Here is a 17,518-nt window from a genome sequence, read left to right on the forward strand (position 1 = left end):
GCGATCAGTAGTTCGCGACAACCGGAGCCTTGCCCCAACCACCGAAGCGATAGTTGATGCCGGCCTTGATCAGGTGAACGTTGGTGTCCACATCAACCGGGAAAGCACCGAAGGTGTAGGTGTCCTTGCCGAAGTCGAGGTAATTATACTCGAGCTTCGCGGACCATTGCGGCGCCAGCGCCCATTCGACACCGGTGCCCAGCGTCCAGCCGACGCGCGTGTCGCTGGCTGTAACGCCGAGATAAGTATAGTCCTTGTCAGCCCAAGCAGCACCGCCCTTCACATACCACATCCAATTATCCCACGCGTAGCCGACGCGGCCAGTGAGGGTGGCATACCAATTGTGTTCCGACGTGAACGGCGCGCCCACAAGCGGAGCGCTTCCATCGGCACCCGACCACGACCAGTCGCCTTCGATACCGAACACCCAGCGATCAGCCTGCCAATTGTAGCCGGCCTGCACACCGCCAATGAATCCATCCGGATCCGTCGAGACGACCGCGCCCGTGGTGATATCGGTCGCATCTTCGCTGCTCCACGCACCACCAACATGCCCACCGAGATAGAAGCCGCTCCAGTTGTAAGCCGCAACGACGGCAGGTGCAGGCGCCTTGTAAACCGGACGGCCAAGATCGGCCGCCGAAGCAGACTGCGCGCCGAGAGCGAGGCCGGCAGCCGCCAGAAGAGAGAGTGTTACCTTACGCATTCGATGTCCCCCGTTTTGGGTGTGTTAGATTTCGAGCAGAAGGGAATCCGCTTGTCGTCCCAGACGCTCTGCTAAGAACCAATTAGGGCGAAAGTTCCTCATAAATCGTCACCATGCTGCCTTATTCCCCTTTCGCCGCGCCATGTGACTGTCACGCAACACTTATGATGCGTGAATGGAAGAGCTGACGGTGGGATGGTAGTGAGACGCTTTGGAAACTCGACGATCTGCGAAGGCAGGGTAAACAGGCAGTTAAATGTCATGCGGAGATTGTGGCGCGCGCTTGCCATATTTCTGCTCGGTGCCGTGGTCGGCACCGGTTCGGCGTCGCGCTCGGTTTCTTTCTTTTTCCGTTTGTTTTTCCACCTCCGCCCGCCAGCGAAACCATAAGTGAGGCGGATCGCGCGACGCTGGTTGCGACCGGCACCTTCATTCACGCCATGCCATCCGATCCCATTCATTGGGGCCGCGGAAAGGTCAGCGTCTATGAGCGGGCTGTTTTCCTTGAGCCGGATTTCGAGGTCGGACCTGGTCCGGCCTATCATGTCTATCTCGTGCCGAAGGCCATGATCCGTGACGAAGACGACATGACGAATGTGACGTTCGTCGATCTTGGCCGGTTGCGCGCATTCAAGGGAAGTCAGCGCTACGCCATTCCGGCCGGCGTCGATCTGAACGCTTTTCCCAGTGTCATCATCTGGTGCGAGCGCTTTGGCGTGCTGATTTCGCCCGCCGATCTGAAGCCGGTTTCCTGACCCACCCATCTCTTGTTCAGATGTCTGCGATCCCGCTTGCTAATGGTGGGATAATTCCCACTTTAAGAAAGCACTCAGCCGGCAAGCAGAGGCGAGCATCTCGTGAACATAACCGTACCACCTTTAATAGCTGTAGAATCAATAACTTAAAATTATGGGCGCTTGCCCATCAATTTGCCCACAATTCCGATGGGATGTTTTGTGGTTGACCCACTATGGCCGGGGCGGTTCGATCGCACAAAAATAAATTCGCAGGAAACGACTGGGAGCAGGGCATGAACGCAGCCGAGCTGTTGCAGGAAATTTCCGACTATTGCCGCAAGACCGGGCTTGCCGAGTCGACCTTCGGACGTCGCGCCGTCAATGACGGCAAGTTGACGAGCCGCCTGCGCAATGGCGGTCGGATCACGACCGAAACGCTCGATCGCATCAAAGCCTTCATGACAACTCACATCGACAGGGAGGGCGCCCGCCCCATGATCATTGAGCGAAGCGGACGCCCGTCCACGCCTGCTTTTGTTCCTGCCGCTCCGCCCGTGCCGATTGCAGACAACGACGACCCGCAGCGGAATTTCCGGTTCTTCGACAACCGGCAGAAATATCTGCTCTTTGTGAACACTTGCAGTGAGAAATGGGTGGTCGCCAATCGCGTTACGCTTGAACTGGCGAATATTCATCCGCGGCCGCCGGCGGTGCGTATCTTCGATGCTGGCATGGGCGATGGCACGGTGCTGACGCGCACCTTGCGCGCGATGCATCACAAATTCCCGACCATGCCGTTTTACATTTCCGGCAAGGAAATCAGTCTGGAGGATATCCGGCTGACGCTCGAAAAAATGCCCGACCGTCTCTACGAGCACCCATCCACAGTGCTCGTGCTTACCAACATGTATTATTCGGAAGCGCCCTGGCTGACCGTGAAGTCGCCGGCGGCTGCCAACAGTTTGATCTGGCATGAAGTCGCGCTGACCGGCTCATCGTCGCACGATTTCGAAGAGCAGATCACCGCCATGCAGGATTTCCTGGCGGAGAACTGGAAAGCCGGCGTCAGCACCAAGACCGGCAATCCCGTCTACGAACGTCCGGTGGTCCTCGTCATCTACCGGCAGGATCACAAATTCCTGCTCGATCCGATCATTCCGAAGCGCGGACAGGCGCATGCCAATTTCGATCTGATCATCGCTTCGCAGCCTTATCGTGCCCGCGCCTCAGCCGAATTCAAGGCCAGCAAGGTGATTGCGCCACTCGCGCGGGCGCTGGGGCCGGGCGGCCGGTTGATCGCGATTCACTCTGCCGGCGGCGACCCAGGCATGGAAATCATCCAGAAGGTCTGGCCCGGCGACAATCCGTATCACACCGACCGGCATGCCATCCTGCGCGAAGTCAAGCGCGTTCTCGGGCCGGCCGCGCGTGATCTCAACTTCAACACCTACGCGGATAATCGCTCGATCTTCCGATACGACATGCACACGCTGCCCAGCGAAGTCACCGGTTCGATCGGCACGTCGACAACGCTCGCAGCATGGAACGCGGCCATCTATGTCGCGCAGGTTGAGGACGAACGACTGAACGAGGTGGTCAAGGACAGCCATTATCTGGAGGCGACGCGCGAAGTGCTGCGCAAGCACAACGGGCTTTGGTTCAACGACGAATCCTATGTCATCTCCCGCAGGCGTGATTGATATGACAACCGCAGCCGTCATGACCGCTGTGCCTGAACCGACGAAAGATGCGGCGGATGCGAGCCGCCGTGTCACCGATTTTCTGCGCGGCTTCTCGCTGGAAGCGACGCATCCGAAAGCCGCCGATGCCGATGCACTGAAGGCCGAGTCGCCGGCCGGCACCCGCGTCTATCTGAGTGCGCTTCCGAACCGGTCGCTGGACGAACTTGCAAATCAGGCTCTACTGATCCGCAAGGCGGGGCTTGAGCCGGTGCCGCATGTCGCTGTCCGCAACCTGCAAAGCCGCGACGAGATCGTTCGGCTTCTGACGCGCCTGCAGCGTGAAGCGCAGGTAACACATCTGCTAGTGATCGGCGGCGACCGCAGTGACGCCGCCGGACCGTTCGCCACATCGCTGGATCTCATTGAAAGCGGCCTTTTGCAGCGTCACGGCATTCGCCATGTCGGACTTGCCGGGCACCCGGAAGGACATCCCCGCGTGTCGGGCGACGTGCTCGACCGGGCTTTGCGTGCCAAGATCGATGCGGCCGAACAGAGCGGGCTTGCCACAGATATTGTCACCCAGTTCAGCTTCGACGGCGATGCCATCATCGCCTGGGTGAGGCGACTGCGCGATTATGGCATCGAAAATCCGGTTCGCGTCGGCCTCGCCGGCCCGACCAATCTGACGACCCTGTTGCGTTACGCTCAGCGTTGCGGCGTGAAGGCCTCGGCCAGCGGCCTTGCCCGTCATGCCGGGCTGATCAAGCATCTGTTCGGCGTCAGCGCCCCCGACGGTCTCGTGCGCTCGCTTGCCGACGCGTCCGCCCGCGGCACGCTCGGCGACATTGCCGCGCATTTCTTTTCCTTCGGCGGCATCGGCGCGACCGCGCGCTGGACCGCGCATGCGGCGCAGGGGCGATTCACGCTGGATGGCGAGAGCGGATTCTCCGTCGAGCCGTGATGGATGGACGGAAAGGAAAAAACGGCGCGCAGATGAAGCGCGCCGTTTATTTTTTAGAAGACTCGCAGCGGATCAATTGATCTCGCGCCAGATGCCGAGCGATTCCTGCATGGGCCGATCCGAGATCGAAAACAACACGCTCTGCTCGTCCGCCTTGTGCGAATAGGATTTCCAGGACGGAATCACGAAGACGTCGCGCGGGCCCCATTCGAACACCTCGCCGTCGATCGTCGTCTGGCCCTTACCTTCAAGGCACGCGAAAATCGTTCCGTCGGTCGAGCGATAGCTTTGGCCCTTGAAGCCTTTCGGCAGCAGCGACAGATGCGCGCCCATGGTCGGCGACGACCAGCCCCCGTTGAATGGATTGGAGTAGCGCAGGCGGAAGCCGTGATATTGGTTGATCTCGTCGGTTCTGGCGATGCGATCCAGGATCGGGCGCACCCGCTCATAGGCATAGTTGATGATTGGCGTCTGCACCCTGGCCTCGGTGCCATCCGGCAGCACGCCGGAGCCATAGCGCCACAGCGAGTCGTTGTCGGTGAATTTGGTGTTCTGCACGGCGTCGTCGAGATGTTCGGAGAAGGCAGTCTCGAAGAAATTGATGGTGGGCACGTCGAGCACGTCGAGCCAGATCATCGGCTTTTTGGATTCGTTCCCGTGGTCATGTGCGGTCCAGCTCGGCGTCATGACGAAGTCGCCATACTTCATGATGGTCTTTTCGCCATCCACCTGGGTATAGGCGCCTTCGCCGTCGAGAATCAGGCGGATCGCACCAGCGGTGTGACGATGCGCGCCGGCAATCTCGCCCGGCAGGATGAGCTGCAGGCCGGCATAGAGCGATGTCGTGATGCGCGACTGGCCGCGCAGAGCCGGATTTTCCAGCACCAGCACCCGGCGCTCGGCCTCCTCGGCGGTTAGAAGGCCACCGGCCTCTTCCACCATCGGTTTCACGTCGTCGAAATGCCAGATCGCAGGCGCTGCGATGGTCTTCGGGCTCTTGGCGACGAGGTCCTTCAACACCTCCCACAGCGGCGCCATATCTCGCTGCGAAATCTTCTCGTAGAAGGCGGCGCGCTTGGGGTCTTTGCTGCCCTCATAGACCCTTGCCTTTTTATCCGCGGCGGCTGTTGCGGTGCCCATCGCTTCCTCCTGGAAGAATTGTTACGATTGCAACAATGCTAACCTCATGCCGCTCAATAAAAAAGAGGCTTATGGCATAACAGCCATTCGTCGCAGCCGCGGCCAAATCTTACGTGTTGATGGAACCACCATCCACCGCCAGCGTCTGGCCGGTCATGAAGTCACTGTCCGGCGAGGCCAGAAACACGAGGGCTCCCAACAGATCTTCCGGATAGCCGTCACGCTTCAGCGCTCTGCTTGCGATCACTGGCCCTCGCGCCTGATCGAGATGGGCTTGGTTCTCAAGCCCGGTCTCGCTCAGGATGAGACCCGGGGCGAGCGTATTGACGCAGATATTGTGTGCACCCAGCTCGCGCGCGAGAGCGCGGGTGAAGGAAACCACCGCGCCCTTCGAGGTGACGTAGTGCAGAAAATCCGGCAAGCCCTTATACGCGGTGCCGGACGCGATGTTGATGATCTTGCCACCCTTCTGCGCGACCATGTGCGGCACCGCATATTTCACCATCAGAAACGGTCCACGCACATTCACTGCCATCACCTTGTCCCACAAAGCGACATCGATGTCGGTGCATTTGACCGGCGGCAGGCTGGAATAGACCGCGGCGTTGTTGACGATGATATCAATCCTTCCGAAATCCGCGACCGTCCTCGCAATCAGCCCCTGAACCTGCGTCTCGTCGCTGACATCGAGCATGTGGTTCGCTATGCGAACACCGTGCGCGCCCGCAACCTCCTTGCCGAGTTCAGCGCCGTCGACGATATCTGCGATCATCACAGCAGCGCCTGCGGCCGCCAGCGCTTTGGAATAATGCGCGCCGATGCCTCGGGCTCCGCCGGTCACGATCGCGACCTTGCCGGCCAATCTTCTCGTTTCCGCCCTTGTCATGTTCTTCTCGTTGTTTAGAAAGTCGGAGCAGATCGGAGTGCGTCCAGGAAAAGTGGAAACCGGCTTTCCATCCAGACGCACGCTCAAACATTTATGCACGGCCCAACACAGGATGAAAGCGCTCCCATGAACAGCGAGACTTTGGACCGCCTTGCGATCCGCGACGTTATCGAGAACTGGGCGGTCTGGCGCGATGCCCGCATGTGGGACCGCTTCCGCGGTGTGTGGAGCGGCGAAGGCAAGATGATGGCCACCTGGTTTCAGGGCACGGCCGACGAGTTCATCAAGGTCAGCCAGGAGGGCTACGACAAGGGCGTGCGCATCCTGCATTTCCTCGGCGGCATGTCGATCGACATTTCCGGCGATCGCGCCATCGCTCAGACCAAGATGACGATCTCGCAGCGCGGCCCGGTCGAGGGCGTGATATGCGACGTCGTCTGCACCGGCCGCTTCTATGATTTCCTGGACAAGAAGGACGGTCGCTGGGGCATCGTGCTGCGCCAGCCGATCTATGAAAAGGACCGGCTCGATCCGGTCGATCCTTCCGCCGCGCTCACGCTTGACCAGGACCTGCTGATGCAATTCCCGGAAGGCTATCGCCACCTCGCCTATATGCAGGCGCGCATCGGTTACAAGGTGAAGAAAGACATGCCGGGTCTCGACGGGCCGGAAGTCGAGGCGCTTTATGCACGCGGCACAGACTGGCTGGCCGGAAAGGCCATCTAGTCGCACTCGGTCCCAAGCAAAGCAAGATCAGTTCAAGCCTATTGGACTTGCTTGCCGCCGACTCTGGCAATGAATTTCTCAAACTCCTCGAGCTGACGCCTGACGAGGTTCTTCGTGGTCTCGTCGGTCAGCGTCCCGGACTTTTCGTCGAATTTGGTCGCACAATTGCTCACGAAGATTTCGGGCTTGGTGAAGGTGATGGCTTCAAGGAAGACCATCATCTTGCGCAGATCATATTGCATGCGTGCACCGCCAACTTGGCCAGGCGAAGCCGATTGGATTGCGACCGGCTTGCCCACAAATGGGTGGCCTTTCAGGCGCGATACCCAGTCGATGGCGTTCTTAAGACCGCCCGGCAGTGAAAAGTTGTATTCCGGGGTGACGAAGATCACGCCGTCGGCTGTACGGATCGCGTCGGCAAGGGTGGTCACCGGAGCCGGGAAACCTTGCGCCTGCAGATCAGCATTATAAAGCGGCATGTCGATTGAAGGCGATGGGGTGATCGTCATTCCGGACGGCGCCAGGCCCGGCAAAGCATTCGCCAGCATTCTGTTGAATGAACCCTTACGCAACGAACCACAGATCGAGACTACCTTCGTCATGCTTCTACCTTCCATCGACAGGCATAATCATCGTTCAGCGTGACTACCGCATCGCTACCGGAAACGTTTGTTCATGCTGAACGATGGCGGGCCGGCAAAGAGTAGTTATCCTGCCGGTCCCGCCTCTTAAGACTTTCCGGCTATCGTTGCTCGATCCCGGCCTTCTTCATCAAGTCGCTCCATTTGGCGACTTCCGATGCGACATGCTTGGCGAGTTCGTCGTTGCTCGATGTCTGAACAACGATCCCTGTTTTTGCAATCGCCTGCTTCACCGCGTCCTTCGCGAGCGTCTGATGAACGGCCTTGGTGAACCTGTCGACAACAGATTTTGGTGTGCCTGCCGGCATGGCAAATCCATACCAGCTTGTCACGTTGTATCCGGGCACGCCTGCTTCAGCCAACGTCGGCACATCGGGCAAGGCAGGATTGCGTAGAGGCGAGGTGACGGCCAATGCCTTGAGCTGACCGCTCGCAACCTGCCCGCGCACCGCTGGAAGCAGCTCGAAAGTCATCTGGACATCGTTTTGCAGCATCGAAGTGATGACGGCAGGAGTTGTCTTGTAGGGAATGTGTTTCACATCAACGTTGGCCATGACGCGGAACAACTCGCCCGCGAAATGCTGCGTGGTTCCGATGCCGCCCGCAGCGCCGTAATTGTATTTGCCCGGCTCCTTCGTGAAGACGGCAAGCAATTCCTTCACGTCTTTGGGGGCAAAGTTGGGCGCAGTCACCAGCAGCAGCGGCACGGTCCCGATCTGCGAGATCATCTGAAAGTCTTTGACCGAATCATAGGGCAACTTCTTGTAAAGTGCGCCCGCGACCGCATGCGCATTGCTGAGCACAAGCACCGTGTAGCCATCCTTTTCGGATTTTGCCACGGTGTCCGCGCCAAGCGTCGAACCAGCGCCCGGCTTATTCTCGACAACGAAGCTCTGACCGAGCGATGCCTGCAAATCCTGCGCGATGATGCGCGAAACGATGTCGGTGCCACCGCCCGGACCATACGGCACCAGAAACTTGACGGTGCGGGTCGGCCAATCCTGCGCCGCGGCAGGCGCAAAACTCACGGCCGCAAGGCCCAACGCCCCGCCAACCAACAAAATCAACTGTCTCAGATCCAGCCTCATGGGTCCCTCCTTGATGGCGAAATGCAATTTCTTCTTTGCGTTATTCAGTTTGCAGTGCGTCGTATGTGTTACGGCAAGGGCGACGCTTGTCCCTCTTCAATCACACTCATTGTCACGCGAATTGTCAAAACCTGTCACATCAGCGAGCGATTCAACCCGACACTCTTCGCCGCCGCGTTGAGCGCCGCCAGTGTGTCATCTGGAAGCGGAATGCCATTTTTCAGCCGCGACTTGCGCATGCGCAATTCCGGCTCGCCGGGCACAAGCACGGGCGTATCGGCCTGCGCCGGACGCGCGCTTTTGACGAAGCTGAGAAATCGCGCGACCTCCATCGGGAAGAATTCTTCCGGATCAGCCTGTGCCGGATCGACATAGATCGAGAACATGCCCTGCGACCAGCGTTTCTCAAAGGTCGATGCCCCGTTTCCAGTCAGCGCGCCGCCCAGCAATTCGCACATCAGCGCAAGACCGGAGCCTTTGTGTTGGCCAAAGGCACGGATCGCGCCCTCGCCCTTGGTATTGTCGCGGGCGAGACTCGTGCCGTAGTCGCCATAGAGCAATCTGGGATCGCCGCTCATGCGGCCGTCCAGGCCGATCAGCGCATCTTGCGGCAAAGGCTTGCCGCCCTGACTCGCTACCAGCGCCTTGCCCTCGGCGACGAGCGACGTAGCAAAATCCAGAATCACCGGTTCCTGGCCCCCGCGCGGAATGCCGATACAGACCGGCGCGGTCGAAAAACGCCGGTCAACGCCGCCGAACGGCGCCACCAGCACGCTGCCCGCGACATTGACGAAATGGATGGAAACGACGCCGGCTGCCGCCGCCATTTCCGCCCATTCGCCAACGCGGCCGACATGACCGGAATGGCGCAGTCCGACAGCCGATAAGCCCATGACCTTGCATTTCTCGATGCCGATAGCGATCGCCTGCGGCGCGATCGTCTGGCCGAAGCCGAACTGGCCGTCGAGGATGGCGAGTGCCGGGGTATCGACCATGCGCTTCACCACCTGATCGGCGATCAAGAGGCCGTCCTGCTTCCATTTCACATAGCGCGGCACGCGCGCGACGCCGTGACTGTCATGACCCGTGAGATTCGCGCCAACCAGATATTTTCCGATGCGCGCGCCTTCCGCAGCGGAACACCCAATCCGAACAAAAATGTCAGCAACAAAGCTTTCCAGCGTGGCGGCATCGATATTCGGCATGTCGATCTCACGACCCTGGCATGGCTGCAAGCTGCGGGATCACCACGTCTTTCCAGCTTTTCGGCAATTCTTTCAGACTGCGGTGACGGTTCATGAAATTTGCATAGGCGGCGATGCCATGCACTTCGTTGCCGAAATCATCCTTAAGTTCCTGCAGCACCGCCTCGAGCGTTCGAATATCGAGGCTGCGTGAGGGCTCGAATTTCAGGAAGATCAGTGCCGCCCGGCGCGGGTCCTTGCGGATAAGATCGGCCGCCTCTTCAAGAGCCTTGACAATCACCGGCGCGAACTTTGGCTGGGCCTGGAGATTCTTTTTCGTCATCGCCAACACCAGGAACGACGCCTTGCCGCCCACAATATCGGTCGAGGTCAGCATCTTGTAGACATTCCGCTGTTTCAGCACGGCCTGCGAGAACGGTGGAGAAGCGAAATAAGCGGCAAATCCGTTCTTTCCGTCTTCCAGCGCCTCCACGGCTTCAGCATGAGGCAAGGCCACTACTTGGCCGCGCAGCTTGTCCGCCTGCCCCGCTCCGAAGATTTTTTCCGACTGCATACGCAGCACATACATCTGCGGCGCGGAAAGAAGCGGCATCGCAATGCGATCTTTCGGCTTGAAATCAGCAAGCGATTTCAGGTCTGCGCGATTGCTTACAAGGACGAGCGGCATGGTAGTCAGCCCCGACACGACCACCGCTTCCTGCGGCGTATCCCTCGTCTTGTCACGGGTCAGCAGAAATGCGGACACGCCAAAGGGCGCAACATCGACATGGCCGGCAAGCAGCGCCTCCTGCATCGCAGCCGAATTCGGCATGCGTCGGAAGTCAGGCTTCAGCGGCAATCCGGCCGCCTTGCCGTGCTTCTCAAACAGCTTCAGGTCAGTCGCAACATAGATCGGCAGAAAGGCCAGACCATTGCCCATGCCGATGCGCAAGGACTGCTGGGCCAACGACGGCATTGGCGCCGCGGCCGCAACCAGGGCCGCGACGCCGATCGCGAACGACAAAAGCCGCAGCGACATCATGCGCTACTTTTTCTCGTCTTCGATCGGATTGCGGAGGAGGCCAACGCCCTCAATCTCGATCTCGCAGATGTCGCCGTTCTTCATGAACACCGGAGGTTTGCGCGCCTGCCCGACACCGGACGGCGTGCCGGTGATGATGAGATCGCCCGGCTCCAGCGTCATCGCGCGGGTGAGATCGACCAGCGTCTCCGCCACCGGGAACATCATGTTGTCGGTGTTGTCGGATTGCATGACCTGGCCGTTGAGGCGGCATTCGATCTTCAGACCCTTGCCGCCTGCCGGCACTTCATCGGCGGAAACGAAAAACGGACCGAAACCACCGGTCTTGTCGAAATTCTTGCCGATGTCCCATTGCGTGGTGCGCTTCTGCCATTCACGCACGGAGCCGTCGTTGAAGCAGGACCAGCCGGCGATCACGGAATAGGCATTCTCCTTGGTCAGATGCTTGGCGCGCTTGCCGATGACCAAGGCGAGTTCCGCTTCATAATCGAAAGTATCGGACGCCTGCGGCCGCACCATCGGCGCGTTGTGCGGCGTCAGCGAAGAGATCACGCGCAGAAAGTAGGTTGGGAATTTTGGCACATTATCGGCGTAGCGGCCTTCCTTCACGTGCTCCATGTAGTTCAGGCCAAGGCAGACGATCTTGCCGGGATTGGCGACCGGCAATGCATAATTGATTCCGGCAAGCGGACGATGTGCAGAAGCCGGCGCTTTCTTCACCAGATCGGCAAGCGAGGACAGATCTCCGTTCGTGCTCCTGAGGAGCGCGGCGAGATCGGCGGGCACTTTCGAGTCGACCGCCTGCAGGTCAACCACCGTATCGCCTTGCACGGCACCAAGATGCAGCTTGCCGTCCGCTTCCAATCCAACGAGTTTCATTTTCTTCTTCCTTTCAGTAATTACGGAATATCAGACGGCGGACAGAACGTGATCGGCAATCTCCTGCCGGGTCGCGACCCAGAGCTTGCTGTCGGCCTTGGCCTTGCGTGCAATTTCCTCGAACGCCCAGGCGCCGTAGGGTCGGCCGTAGCAATGCGTATGCGCGGTCACGTCGATCATGATCGCTTCGTCGTTCTGCAACGCGTGCGCGACGAAGTCATCATAGAGCTCGACGAATTGCCGCGGCGAGCGCCCAAACCGCATCGCATGTGGCAGGTCGTTGATTTCCATGGTCAGCGGGATGGCGACAAGCTTGCCGGTGCCGAAATCCTGCACATAGGGCCGATCGTCATCGAACACATCGCCCTGCCAGGCATAGTCGGCTTCGAGCAGAAGCTTCGCCGTGGCGGCGGCCGGCGTGCCGCGCGGACTGATCCAGCCGAGCGGGCGAACACCGGATGCTCGTGCGAGAAGATCAGTGGTTTTCTGGATGTTCGCTCTGTCTTCTTCGAGCGTTAACTTGGCCGGAATGATCTCCTGTCCATAGCCATGCGCCACGATTTCGTGGCCTTCATCGGCAATACGCCTGACGATCTCCGGTATCCGCTCGCCGAACACGCCGCTGGTCATCACACTGGCCCTGGTGCCCACGCGCTTCATCACGTCGAGCAGCCGCTCGATGCCGCGCACCGCGCCATAATGGCCCCACATCAGCGCGTTGGTGTCGAACGTGCCGGTCGGCAGCGGATTTCCCATGGGGCCGAGGCCAGGCGCCTTGCCGTCGGACCAGCCCTCGAAGGCAATATTGATGACGACGGCCACCTTCTTGCCGCCCGGCCAGCGGAAATCCGCTCCGAGGCGGCGCACACGTGCCTCTTCCGCCACCACATCCTTTACGTCAGTCATTATTCCGGTTGTCTCCGATGCGGGCAGCTGCGCCTTTCGCGACTAAAGCTCCGGCACCCTTTCCTGTCAATATTTGTTCGAACATTCCGTGGAATCCATGCTATTGATCGATCCTCTTAGCTGTAGGGATTCGGCGATCTTGACCCTGATCGATCTCGGACAGAAGCAAGGCGAGACCCTGACCTCGGCCGTCTTCGACGCGCTACGCCGGGCGGTCATCACCGGCGAGTTTGCGCCGGGAGAAAAGCTGCGCGTCCGGCAATTGGCAGAACGCTTCGGCACCGGTCTTTCACCCATCCGCGAGGCGCTCAACCGCCTGCTGCGAGACGGATTGGTCGAACAGAGCGACCTGCGCGGCTTCTCCGTCGCCCCGACGACGGAAGCTGATCTTGATGAACTGACAAAGGCGCGGATCTGGGCGAATGAGAAGGCGCTGCGCGAGTCGATCGCGCATGGCGATGCCGCCTGGGAGGAGAGCGTGTTGATTGCCTATCACCGACTCTCGAGGATCGAGGCGCGACTCGAAAGCTCACCGCCCGATATCGATCCTGCCTGGGATGCCGCGCATGCCACCTTTCATCGGCAACTGACCGCGGCTTGCGGGTCGCGCTGGCTGATCGGCTTCTGCACGCAGCTCTTCGATTTGGCCGACCGTTACCGTCATCTGTCACGCCTGGCACCGCAGGCAGGTATGCGACGTCGCAACGACGAACACCGCATGATCATGGAAGCAACCGTCGCACGCGACGCTGACAAGGCGGCCGCATTGCTCAGCGAACATTTCCTGACGACGGCGCGGTTGAGCCGCGCGGCTCTCCATCAGGTCGCGGCAGAAAAGCGTCCGCGCGCCCGACGCAGCAGAACTTAGGCAACGCCGTTATTTGCGAACCAGCGCATATACGGCGAACAGGTTCTGACTGTCGGTCCAAATCTCAACCGGCGTCCAGCGCGAGCCGCGCGCCAGTGCGCTGAATGAGCCCGGGGTATATTTGTAGCTGTTCTCGGTGTGGATGGTGTCCCCGGCGCGGAAATCGATCACCTGCCCGGCCACCCGCACCTTTTGCCGTTTCAACGAGGCGAGGTGCATCTCGATGCGCCGCCGCTCGCGGTTATAGAAAGCGTGATGTTCAAAGGTCTCGCGCTTAAAATCGGCCGCCAGTTCCCGATTCATCCGATCGAGCAAATTGAAATTGAACGCCTCGGTGATGCCGGCCTTGTCGTTGTAGGCGGCGTTCAGGATATCGACGTCCTTCACCAGGTCGACGCCGATGATCAGCAGCGAATTGTCTCCAAGCAGCAGACAGGCATGCTTCAGAAACGCCGCGGCATCATGCGGCTCGAGATTGCCGATGGTCGAGCCGGGGAAAAAGCCGACCCGCGGCTTGTTCGCCGCGATCATTGGCAGGTCGAAAGGCTGCATGAAATCGGCCGCCACCGGTGCGACCGTCAGCGCCGGAAATGCCTTGCGCAATTCCGCAGCTTCGCGCTCCAGAAACTCGCCTGAAATATCCACCGGGACATAGGCGGCCAGTTTCGCAGCTGCGGCGTCCAGCAGAATTTTCGCCTTGGTGGCGGAGCCGCTGCCAAACTCGATCAATACCGCCCCATCAGGGATAAGCGCCGCCATCTTTCCGGCATGTGCGCGCAAAATCTCAAGTTCGCAGCGGGTCGGATAATATTCGGGCTGTCGCGTAATTTCCTCGAACAGCCGTGAACCTTCCTGGTCGTAAAAATATTTCGGCGGAATGCATTTCGGAGTGCGTGTCAACCCGGCGACTGCGTCGACAGCGAAGATTGCAGCTTCGTGCGATTCTGCATTGAACTGAACCCGTGGTTTGGCCAGCGCGCCCATGACGACCCCGCTTTTTATCGATAATCGACCAGCCGCAGGCCGGTGAATTGCCAGCGCGCCTGCGGGTAGAAGAAATTGCGATAGGTCGCACGGGCGTGACCTTGCGGTGTCGCCAGCGAGGACCCACGCAGGACCATCTGATTGACCATGAACTTGCCGTTATATTCGCCCAGCGCACCCTCCGGCGCGCGATAGCCCGGATAAGGCGCATAGGCACTGCGTGTCCATTGCCAGACGATGCCGAAGGCGTCGTCGATCAGCCCTTCTCGCGCCGCCACCTCCCATTCCATTTCAGTCGGCAGATACTTGCCGGCCCAGCGCGCAAAGGCGTCCGCCTCGTAGTAGCTCACGTGGCAGACCGGCGCGGCTAGATCGACCGGCTGCACTCCTCCAAGTGTCATAGCGTGCCATTGACCGTCACGCTGCTGCCAATAGCCCGGCCCTTCCCAGCCTTCGTTCTCGACCTGGGCCCAACCATCCGACAGCCAGAGTGAGGGCGTGGTGTAGCCGCCGTCCGCCATGAATTCGAGCCATAGCATGTTGCTGACCAGATGCCGTTCAATCCGCGCTGGCTGCAACAAGGTCGAATGAGCGGGTCTCTCATTGTCGAAATGGAAATCGCCGCCTGCGTGCCCGACCGTGTGGATGCCGGCGGGCAGACTTGCGAAGGCATCCCGCCCGGCCTGTGCAGGTGGCATCACCCAATCTGGATCATAAGCCGGAAAGGTCGGATTCTGCGCGAAGGCATGCAGGATATCGGTCAGCAGCAATTCCTGATGTTGCTGCTCGTGATGCAGGCCGATCTCGACGATCGGAAAAATCTGGGCACAGGTGCTCTCGTCCGCCTGCTCGATCAGCGCCACCACCGCGTCATCGACATGCGCCCGGTAAGCGGCAACTTCCTCCGCACTGGGGCGCGTGATCAGACCACGTTTCGGGCGTGCATGCCGCGGACCGGCCGCAACATAATAAGAGTTGAACAGAAACGGAAAACGCTCGTCATAGACCCTGTAGCCGGGCATATGCGGGACGAGCAGGAACGTCTCGAAAAACCACGTGACGTGTGCGCGGTGCCATTTCGTCGGGCTGGCATCCGGCATCGATTGCACGACCTGATCTTCCGGCGACAGACGCGCGGCGCGTGTTTCAGTTTCGCTGCGCACGCGGCGGAAGGCGCTCACCCAATAAGGGCGGGCATGCGCTTCACTGCCGGAACGCTCCATACTGTCCTGCTTCCGCAAGGAGGTCGCGGTCGGCATTCATTATCTCCATCGTAGGCGGGACATATAGAGTGGGTGCGCACACTCACAATGCCAACAAACGTGCATGGTTCCCTGTCAGCCTAGCGTGGTGGTTCGGAAGTCCGCTTCATTCTTGCCGCATGCTCTTCAGGACTTCCGAACCAAACCACACTAGAATCATAGGCTTGCTAGTGTCCTTCGAATCCGAAGTCCGCTCACGGCCAGGCCGCAGATTGAAGCGGACTTCGGATTCGGGACACTAGCGCCAAACGGGACATCGCGCAGCCGCTCGCACGCGATCGTGAGGCACCATGGTAATCCCTAAAACACTGAATCAATGATCGTTTTTCTTAATTGATCAAAAGGCATACGAAAAACATACGACATGCTGCCGCACGATTGAGGACATGCGCCGACAACGGATTTGCGCCGCAATTGGGGAGCTAAATGCAAACTTGCGCGTTATTGCTGACGCAGGCGAGGCACATTTTATCCGCATTCCATGTTCACGGCCCGCCTGCCTCGATATCGAGGGAGACAAAATATGGCTACACGCTCACGACGCCGCGCCGGAGCACGACGTGCCTCCGGCATCAAGCAATCGCTGAATGAAGCTCAACGTGCGGTCGGCGGCTATGTCCGCTCCGGCAGCAAGCAGGTCAATGATGCCGTCAGCACGTTCCTGAGCAAGTTTGACACCGGCCATTTGCTGGATGCGCTTCGAAAGAAGACAACCGGTGGCGGACGCCGGTCGAGTACGCGCCGCACCGCGGCGCGTCGCGCAGCGAGCCGCAGCACAACAGGCCGCAAGCGCCGCTCAGCGCCGAAAGTCCGTCGCGCAGCAGCGCGCAAAACCACCGCAACCCGGCGGAGCACCCGCCGCAAATAACCGTCCAAGACACTCCCAGACCATGCGCGGGCTGGTGCACCGGCCCGCGCATTTCTTCCCCTCCTTGCGCAATTGCGCTAGGTTGCCCCGTCTCAGGGGCGCGTCGCATGTCGGTCAGCAGTCTTCACAGCGTTGACGGCCGTATCACGGCTGCACGCACTGGCGACGGACCGGACTTGGTGATTTTGCATTCGTTGCTGACGGACCGGCATGCCTTCGATCCGGTCCTGCCGCAACTTGCAGCGAATTTCCGCGTCACGCTGATCAACCTGCCCGGCTTCCACGGCTCGCAGCCGGTGGAGGGAACGCTTGGTGACGCCGTGGCTTTCGTACAGCGCGCCTTCGACGAATTCGGCATCGCGCACGATACCATCCTGATGGGCAACGGCTATGGCGGCACAGTCGCGCTGGCTTTTGCCATCGCCCATTCCAACCGCCTGGGACGGCTGGTGCTGGTCGATGTCGCGCCCGGCTTCCCGGAGCAGGGCAAACAGGCCTTCCGCGTGATGTCAGAGAAGGTTGCGGCGGTCGGACTCGGCGCCATTGTGGATATCGCAGCCAATCGGGTTTTTCACCAAGCCTATCTCGCCCAGCACCCGCAGGCGGTCGAGGAGCGCCGCGCCGTTTTGCTCAACATCGATCCTGTGGCGTTCCGCGCCGCCTGCCAAATCCTGGTCGATGCCGATCTGGTGCCCGACCTGCCGAAGGTGAAAACGCCCACACTGGTGGTGTATGGGGAACTCGATCAGGCGACCCCGCCCGCGCTCAACATGGTCATTGCAAGCAAGGTGCCGGGCGCGAGGGTAGTCGAGCTGAAAGGCTGCGGCCATTGCCCTCCCCTGGAGCAGCCGCAGGAATTTCTTGCTGCGGTCGAGAAATTCATCTCTGGATGAATTCCCCCTTTTGCCGATGGCCCACGGCGTTTCTCCGCGCTAATAGAGAATGAAAAGCGGGTCCG

Annotated in this window: 19 protein-coding genes; 6 read left to right on the forward strand and 13 right to left on the reverse strand. The window is 59.9% G+C overall.

Going from position 1 to position 17,518, the window contains the following annotated elements; all coding sequences use genetic code 11:
* Positions 1–4 precede the first annotated feature (4 nt).
* Complete coding sequence (locus RO009_02845) at positions 5–706, reverse strand: porin family protein (protein MDT3683965.1); 702 nt, start codon at positions 704–706, stop codon at positions 5–7.
* A 98-nt stretch (positions 707–804) separates the two neighbouring features.
* Positions 805–1,143 carry a hypothetical protein gene (locus tag RO009_02850; GenBank protein ID MDT3683966.1) on the reverse strand — a complete coding sequence of 113 codons (339 nt, stop codon included), beginning with the start codon at positions 1,141–1,143 and terminating at the stop codon, positions 805–807.
* 3 nt (positions 1,144–1,146) lie between these two features.
* Here RO009_02850 and RO009_02855 point away from each other — a divergent pair, with 3 nt between their 5' ends.
* From RO009_02855 to RO009_02865, 3 genes are all read left to right on the forward strand, one after another.
* Positions 1,147–1,461, forward strand: coding sequence for a DM13 domain-containing protein (locus RO009_02855; GenBank protein ID MDT3683967.1), 315 nt, complete (start codon positions 1,147–1,149; stop codon positions 1,459–1,461).
* Positions 1,462–1,736: 275 nt separating this feature from the next.
* On the forward strand, positions 1,737–3,143 hold the full coding sequence (locus RO009_02860; GenBank protein ID MDT3683968.1) for a hypothetical protein: 1,407 nt from the start codon (positions 1,737–1,739) through the stop codon (positions 3,141–3,143).
* 1 nt (position 3,144) lies between these two features.
* On the forward strand, positions 3,145–4,086 hold the full coding sequence (locus RO009_02865; GenBank protein ID MDT3683969.1) for a methylenetetrahydrofolate reductase: 942 nt from the start codon (positions 3,145–3,147) through the stop codon (positions 4,084–4,086).
* A gap of 72 nt (positions 4,087–4,158) precedes the next feature.
* Here RO009_02865 and gtdA read toward each other — a convergent pair whose 3' ends face one another.
* Both gtdA and RO009_02875 read right to left on the reverse strand, forming a co-directional pair.
* A complete protein-coding gene (gene gtdA / locus RO009_02870; protein ID MDT3683970.1) occupies positions 4,159–5,226 on the reverse strand; it encodes a gentisate 1,2-dioxygenase in 1,068 nt (355 codons plus the stop codon).
* Between the two features lie 109 nt (positions 5,227–5,335).
* A complete protein-coding gene (locus RO009_02875; protein MDT3683971.1) occupies positions 5,336–6,112 on the reverse strand; it encodes a glucose 1-dehydrogenase in 777 nt (258 codons plus the stop codon).
* Between the two features lie 126 nt (positions 6,113–6,238).
* Here RO009_02875 and RO009_02880 point away from each other — a divergent pair, with 126 nt between their 5' ends.
* On the forward strand, positions 6,239–6,838 hold the full coding sequence (locus RO009_02880; GenBank protein ID MDT3683972.1) for a nuclear transport factor 2 family protein: 600 nt from the start codon (positions 6,239–6,241) through the stop codon (positions 6,836–6,838).
* Positions 6,839–6,876: 38 nt separating this feature from the next.
* On the opposite strand, the gene RO009_02885 is transcribed toward RO009_02880, so the two are convergent.
* From RO009_02885 to RO009_02910, 6 genes are all read right to left on the reverse strand, one after another.
* The gene (locus tag RO009_02885) at positions 6,877–7,440 is read right to left on the reverse strand and encodes an NADPH-dependent FMN reductase (protein MDT3683973.1); all 564 of its coding nucleotides are present in this window, start codon (positions 7,438–7,440) and stop codon (positions 6,877–6,879) included.
* 140 nt (positions 7,441–7,580) lie between these two features.
* Positions 7,581–8,567 (reverse strand): tripartite tricarboxylate transporter substrate binding protein, encoded by a 987-nt coding sequence (locus tag RO009_02890; GenBank protein ID MDT3683974.1) that lies wholly within the window; start codon positions 8,565–8,567, stop codon positions 7,581–7,583.
* Positions 8,568–8,701: 134 nt separating this feature from the next.
* Positions 8,702–9,772 (reverse strand): malate/lactate/ureidoglycolate dehydrogenase, encoded by a 1,071-nt coding sequence (locus tag RO009_02895; protein ID MDT3683975.1) that lies wholly within the window; start codon positions 9,770–9,772, stop codon positions 8,702–8,704.
* Between the two features lie 7 nt (positions 9,773–9,779).
* Positions 9,780–10,793, reverse strand: coding sequence for an ABC transporter substrate-binding protein (locus RO009_02900; protein MDT3683976.1), 1,014 nt, complete (start codon positions 10,791–10,793; stop codon positions 9,780–9,782).
* Positions 10,794–10,796: 3 nt separating this feature from the next.
* Positions 10,797–11,672 (reverse strand): fumarylacetoacetate hydrolase family protein, encoded by an 876-nt coding sequence (locus tag RO009_02905; protein ID MDT3683977.1) that lies wholly within the window; start codon positions 11,670–11,672, stop codon positions 10,797–10,799.
* Positions 11,673–11,702: 30 nt separating this feature from the next.
* Positions 11,703–12,578, reverse strand: a complete 876-nt coding sequence (locus RO009_02910) for a polysaccharide deacetylase family protein (GenBank protein ID MDT3683978.1) — start codon at positions 12,576–12,578, stop codon at positions 11,703–11,705.
* 139 nt (positions 12,579–12,717) lie between these two features.
* Here RO009_02910 and RO009_02915 point away from each other — a divergent pair, with 139 nt between their 5' ends.
* A complete protein-coding gene (locus tag RO009_02915) occupies positions 12,718–13,446 on the forward strand; it encodes a GntR family transcriptional regulator (GenBank protein ID MDT3683979.1) in 729 nt (242 codons plus the stop codon).
* A gap of 9 nt (positions 13,447–13,455) precedes the next feature.
* Here RO009_02915 and egtD read toward each other — a convergent pair whose 3' ends face one another.
* The 3 genes from egtD to RO009_02930 form a co-directional block, all read right to left on the reverse strand.
* Positions 13,456–14,430 carry an L-histidine N(alpha)-methyltransferase gene (gene egtD / locus RO009_02920; protein MDT3683980.1) on the reverse strand — a complete coding sequence of 325 codons (975 nt, stop codon included), beginning with the start codon at positions 14,428–14,430 and terminating at the stop codon, positions 13,456–13,458.
* A gap of 14 nt (positions 14,431–14,444) precedes the next feature.
* A complete protein-coding gene (gene egtB, locus RO009_02925) occupies positions 14,445–15,653 on the reverse strand; it encodes an ergothioneine biosynthesis protein EgtB (protein MDT3683981.1) in 1,209 nt (402 codons plus the stop codon).
* A gap of 574 nt (positions 15,654–16,227) precedes the next feature.
* A complete protein-coding gene (locus RO009_02930; protein MDT3683982.1) occupies positions 16,228–16,377 on the reverse strand; it encodes a hypothetical protein in 150 nt (49 codons plus the stop codon).
* A gap of 290 nt (positions 16,378–16,667) precedes the next feature.
* Between RO009_02930 and RO009_02935 the strand changes: the two genes are divergently transcribed.
* Positions 16,668–17,453: an alpha/beta fold hydrolase gene (locus tag RO009_02935; protein MDT3683983.1), complete on the forward strand. Its 786-nt coding sequence runs from the start codon at positions 16,668–16,670 to the stop codon at positions 17,451–17,453.
* Positions 17,454–17,518: the final 65 nt, after the last annotated feature.

This window comes from Pseudorhodoplanes sp., assembly GCA_032027085.1.
Classification (GTDB): domain Bacteria; phylum Pseudomonadota; class Alphaproteobacteria; order Rhizobiales; family Xanthobacteraceae; genus Pseudorhodoplanes.

What these genes read in the sequence shown, in the direction of transcription:
- RO009_02845 (MDT3683965.1), bottom strand. Translation starts at nt 706, where the DNA reads ATGCGTAAGGTAACACTCTCTCTTCTGGCGGCTGCCGGCCTCGCTCTC.
- RO009_02855 (MDT3683967.1), top strand. Translation starts at nt 1,147, where the DNA reads ATGCCATCCGATCCCATTCATTGGGGCCGCGGAAAGGTCAGCGTCTAT.
- RO009_02860 (MDT3683968.1), top strand. Translation starts at nt 1,737, where the DNA reads ATGAACGCAGCCGAGCTGTTGCAGGAAATTTCCGACTATTGCCGCAAG.
- RO009_02865 (MDT3683969.1), top strand. Translation starts at nt 3,145, where the DNA reads ATGACAACCGCAGCCGTCATGACCGCTGTGCCTGAACCGACGAAAGAT.
- gtdA (MDT3683970.1), bottom strand. Translation starts at nt 5,226, where the DNA reads ATGGGCACCGCAACAGCCGCCGCGGATAAAAAGGCAAGGGTCTATGAG.
- RO009_02875 (MDT3683971.1), bottom strand. Translation starts at nt 6,112, where the DNA reads ATGACAAGGGCGGAAACGAGAAGATTGGCCGGCAAGGTCGCGATCGTG.
- RO009_02880 (MDT3683972.1), top strand. Translation starts at nt 6,239, where the DNA reads ATGAACAGCGAGACTTTGGACCGCCTTGCGATCCGCGACGTTATCGAG.
- RO009_02885 (MDT3683973.1), bottom strand. Translation starts at nt 7,440, where the DNA reads ATGACGAAGGTAGTCTCGATCTGTGGTTCGTTGCGTAAGGGTTCATTC.
- RO009_02890 (MDT3683974.1), bottom strand. Translation starts at nt 8,567, where the DNA reads ATGAGGCTGGATCTGAGACAGTTGATTTTGTTGGTTGGCGGGGCGTTG.
- RO009_02895 (MDT3683975.1), bottom strand. Translation starts at nt 9,772, where the DNA reads ATGCCGAATATCGATGCCGCCACGCTGGAAAGCTTTGTTGCTGACATT.
- RO009_02900 (MDT3683976.1), bottom strand. Translation starts at nt 10,793, where the DNA reads ATGATGTCGCTGCGGCTTTTGTCGTTCGCGATCGGCGTCGCGGCCCTG.
- RO009_02905 (MDT3683977.1), bottom strand. Translation starts at nt 11,672, where the DNA reads ATGAAACTCGTTGGATTGGAAGCGGACGGCAAGCTGCATCTTGGTGCC.
- RO009_02910 (MDT3683978.1), bottom strand. Translation starts at nt 12,578, where the DNA reads ATGACTGACGTAAAGGATGTGGTGGCGGAAGAGGCACGTGTGCGCCGC.
- egtD (MDT3683980.1), bottom strand. Translation starts at nt 14,430, where the DNA reads ATGGGCGCGCTGGCCAAACCACGGGTTCAGTTCAATGCAGAATCGCAC.
- egtB (MDT3683981.1), bottom strand. Translation starts at nt 15,653, where the DNA reads ATGGAGCGTTCCGGCAGTGAAGCGCATGCCCGCCCTTATTGGGTGAGC.
- RO009_02930 (MDT3683982.1), bottom strand. Translation starts at nt 16,377, where the DNA reads ATGGCCGGTGTCAAACTTGCTCAGGAACGTGCTGACGGCATCATTGAC.
- RO009_02935 (MDT3683983.1), top strand. Translation starts at nt 16,668, where the DNA reads ATGTCGGTCAGCAGTCTTCACAGCGTTGACGGCCGTATCACGGCTGCA.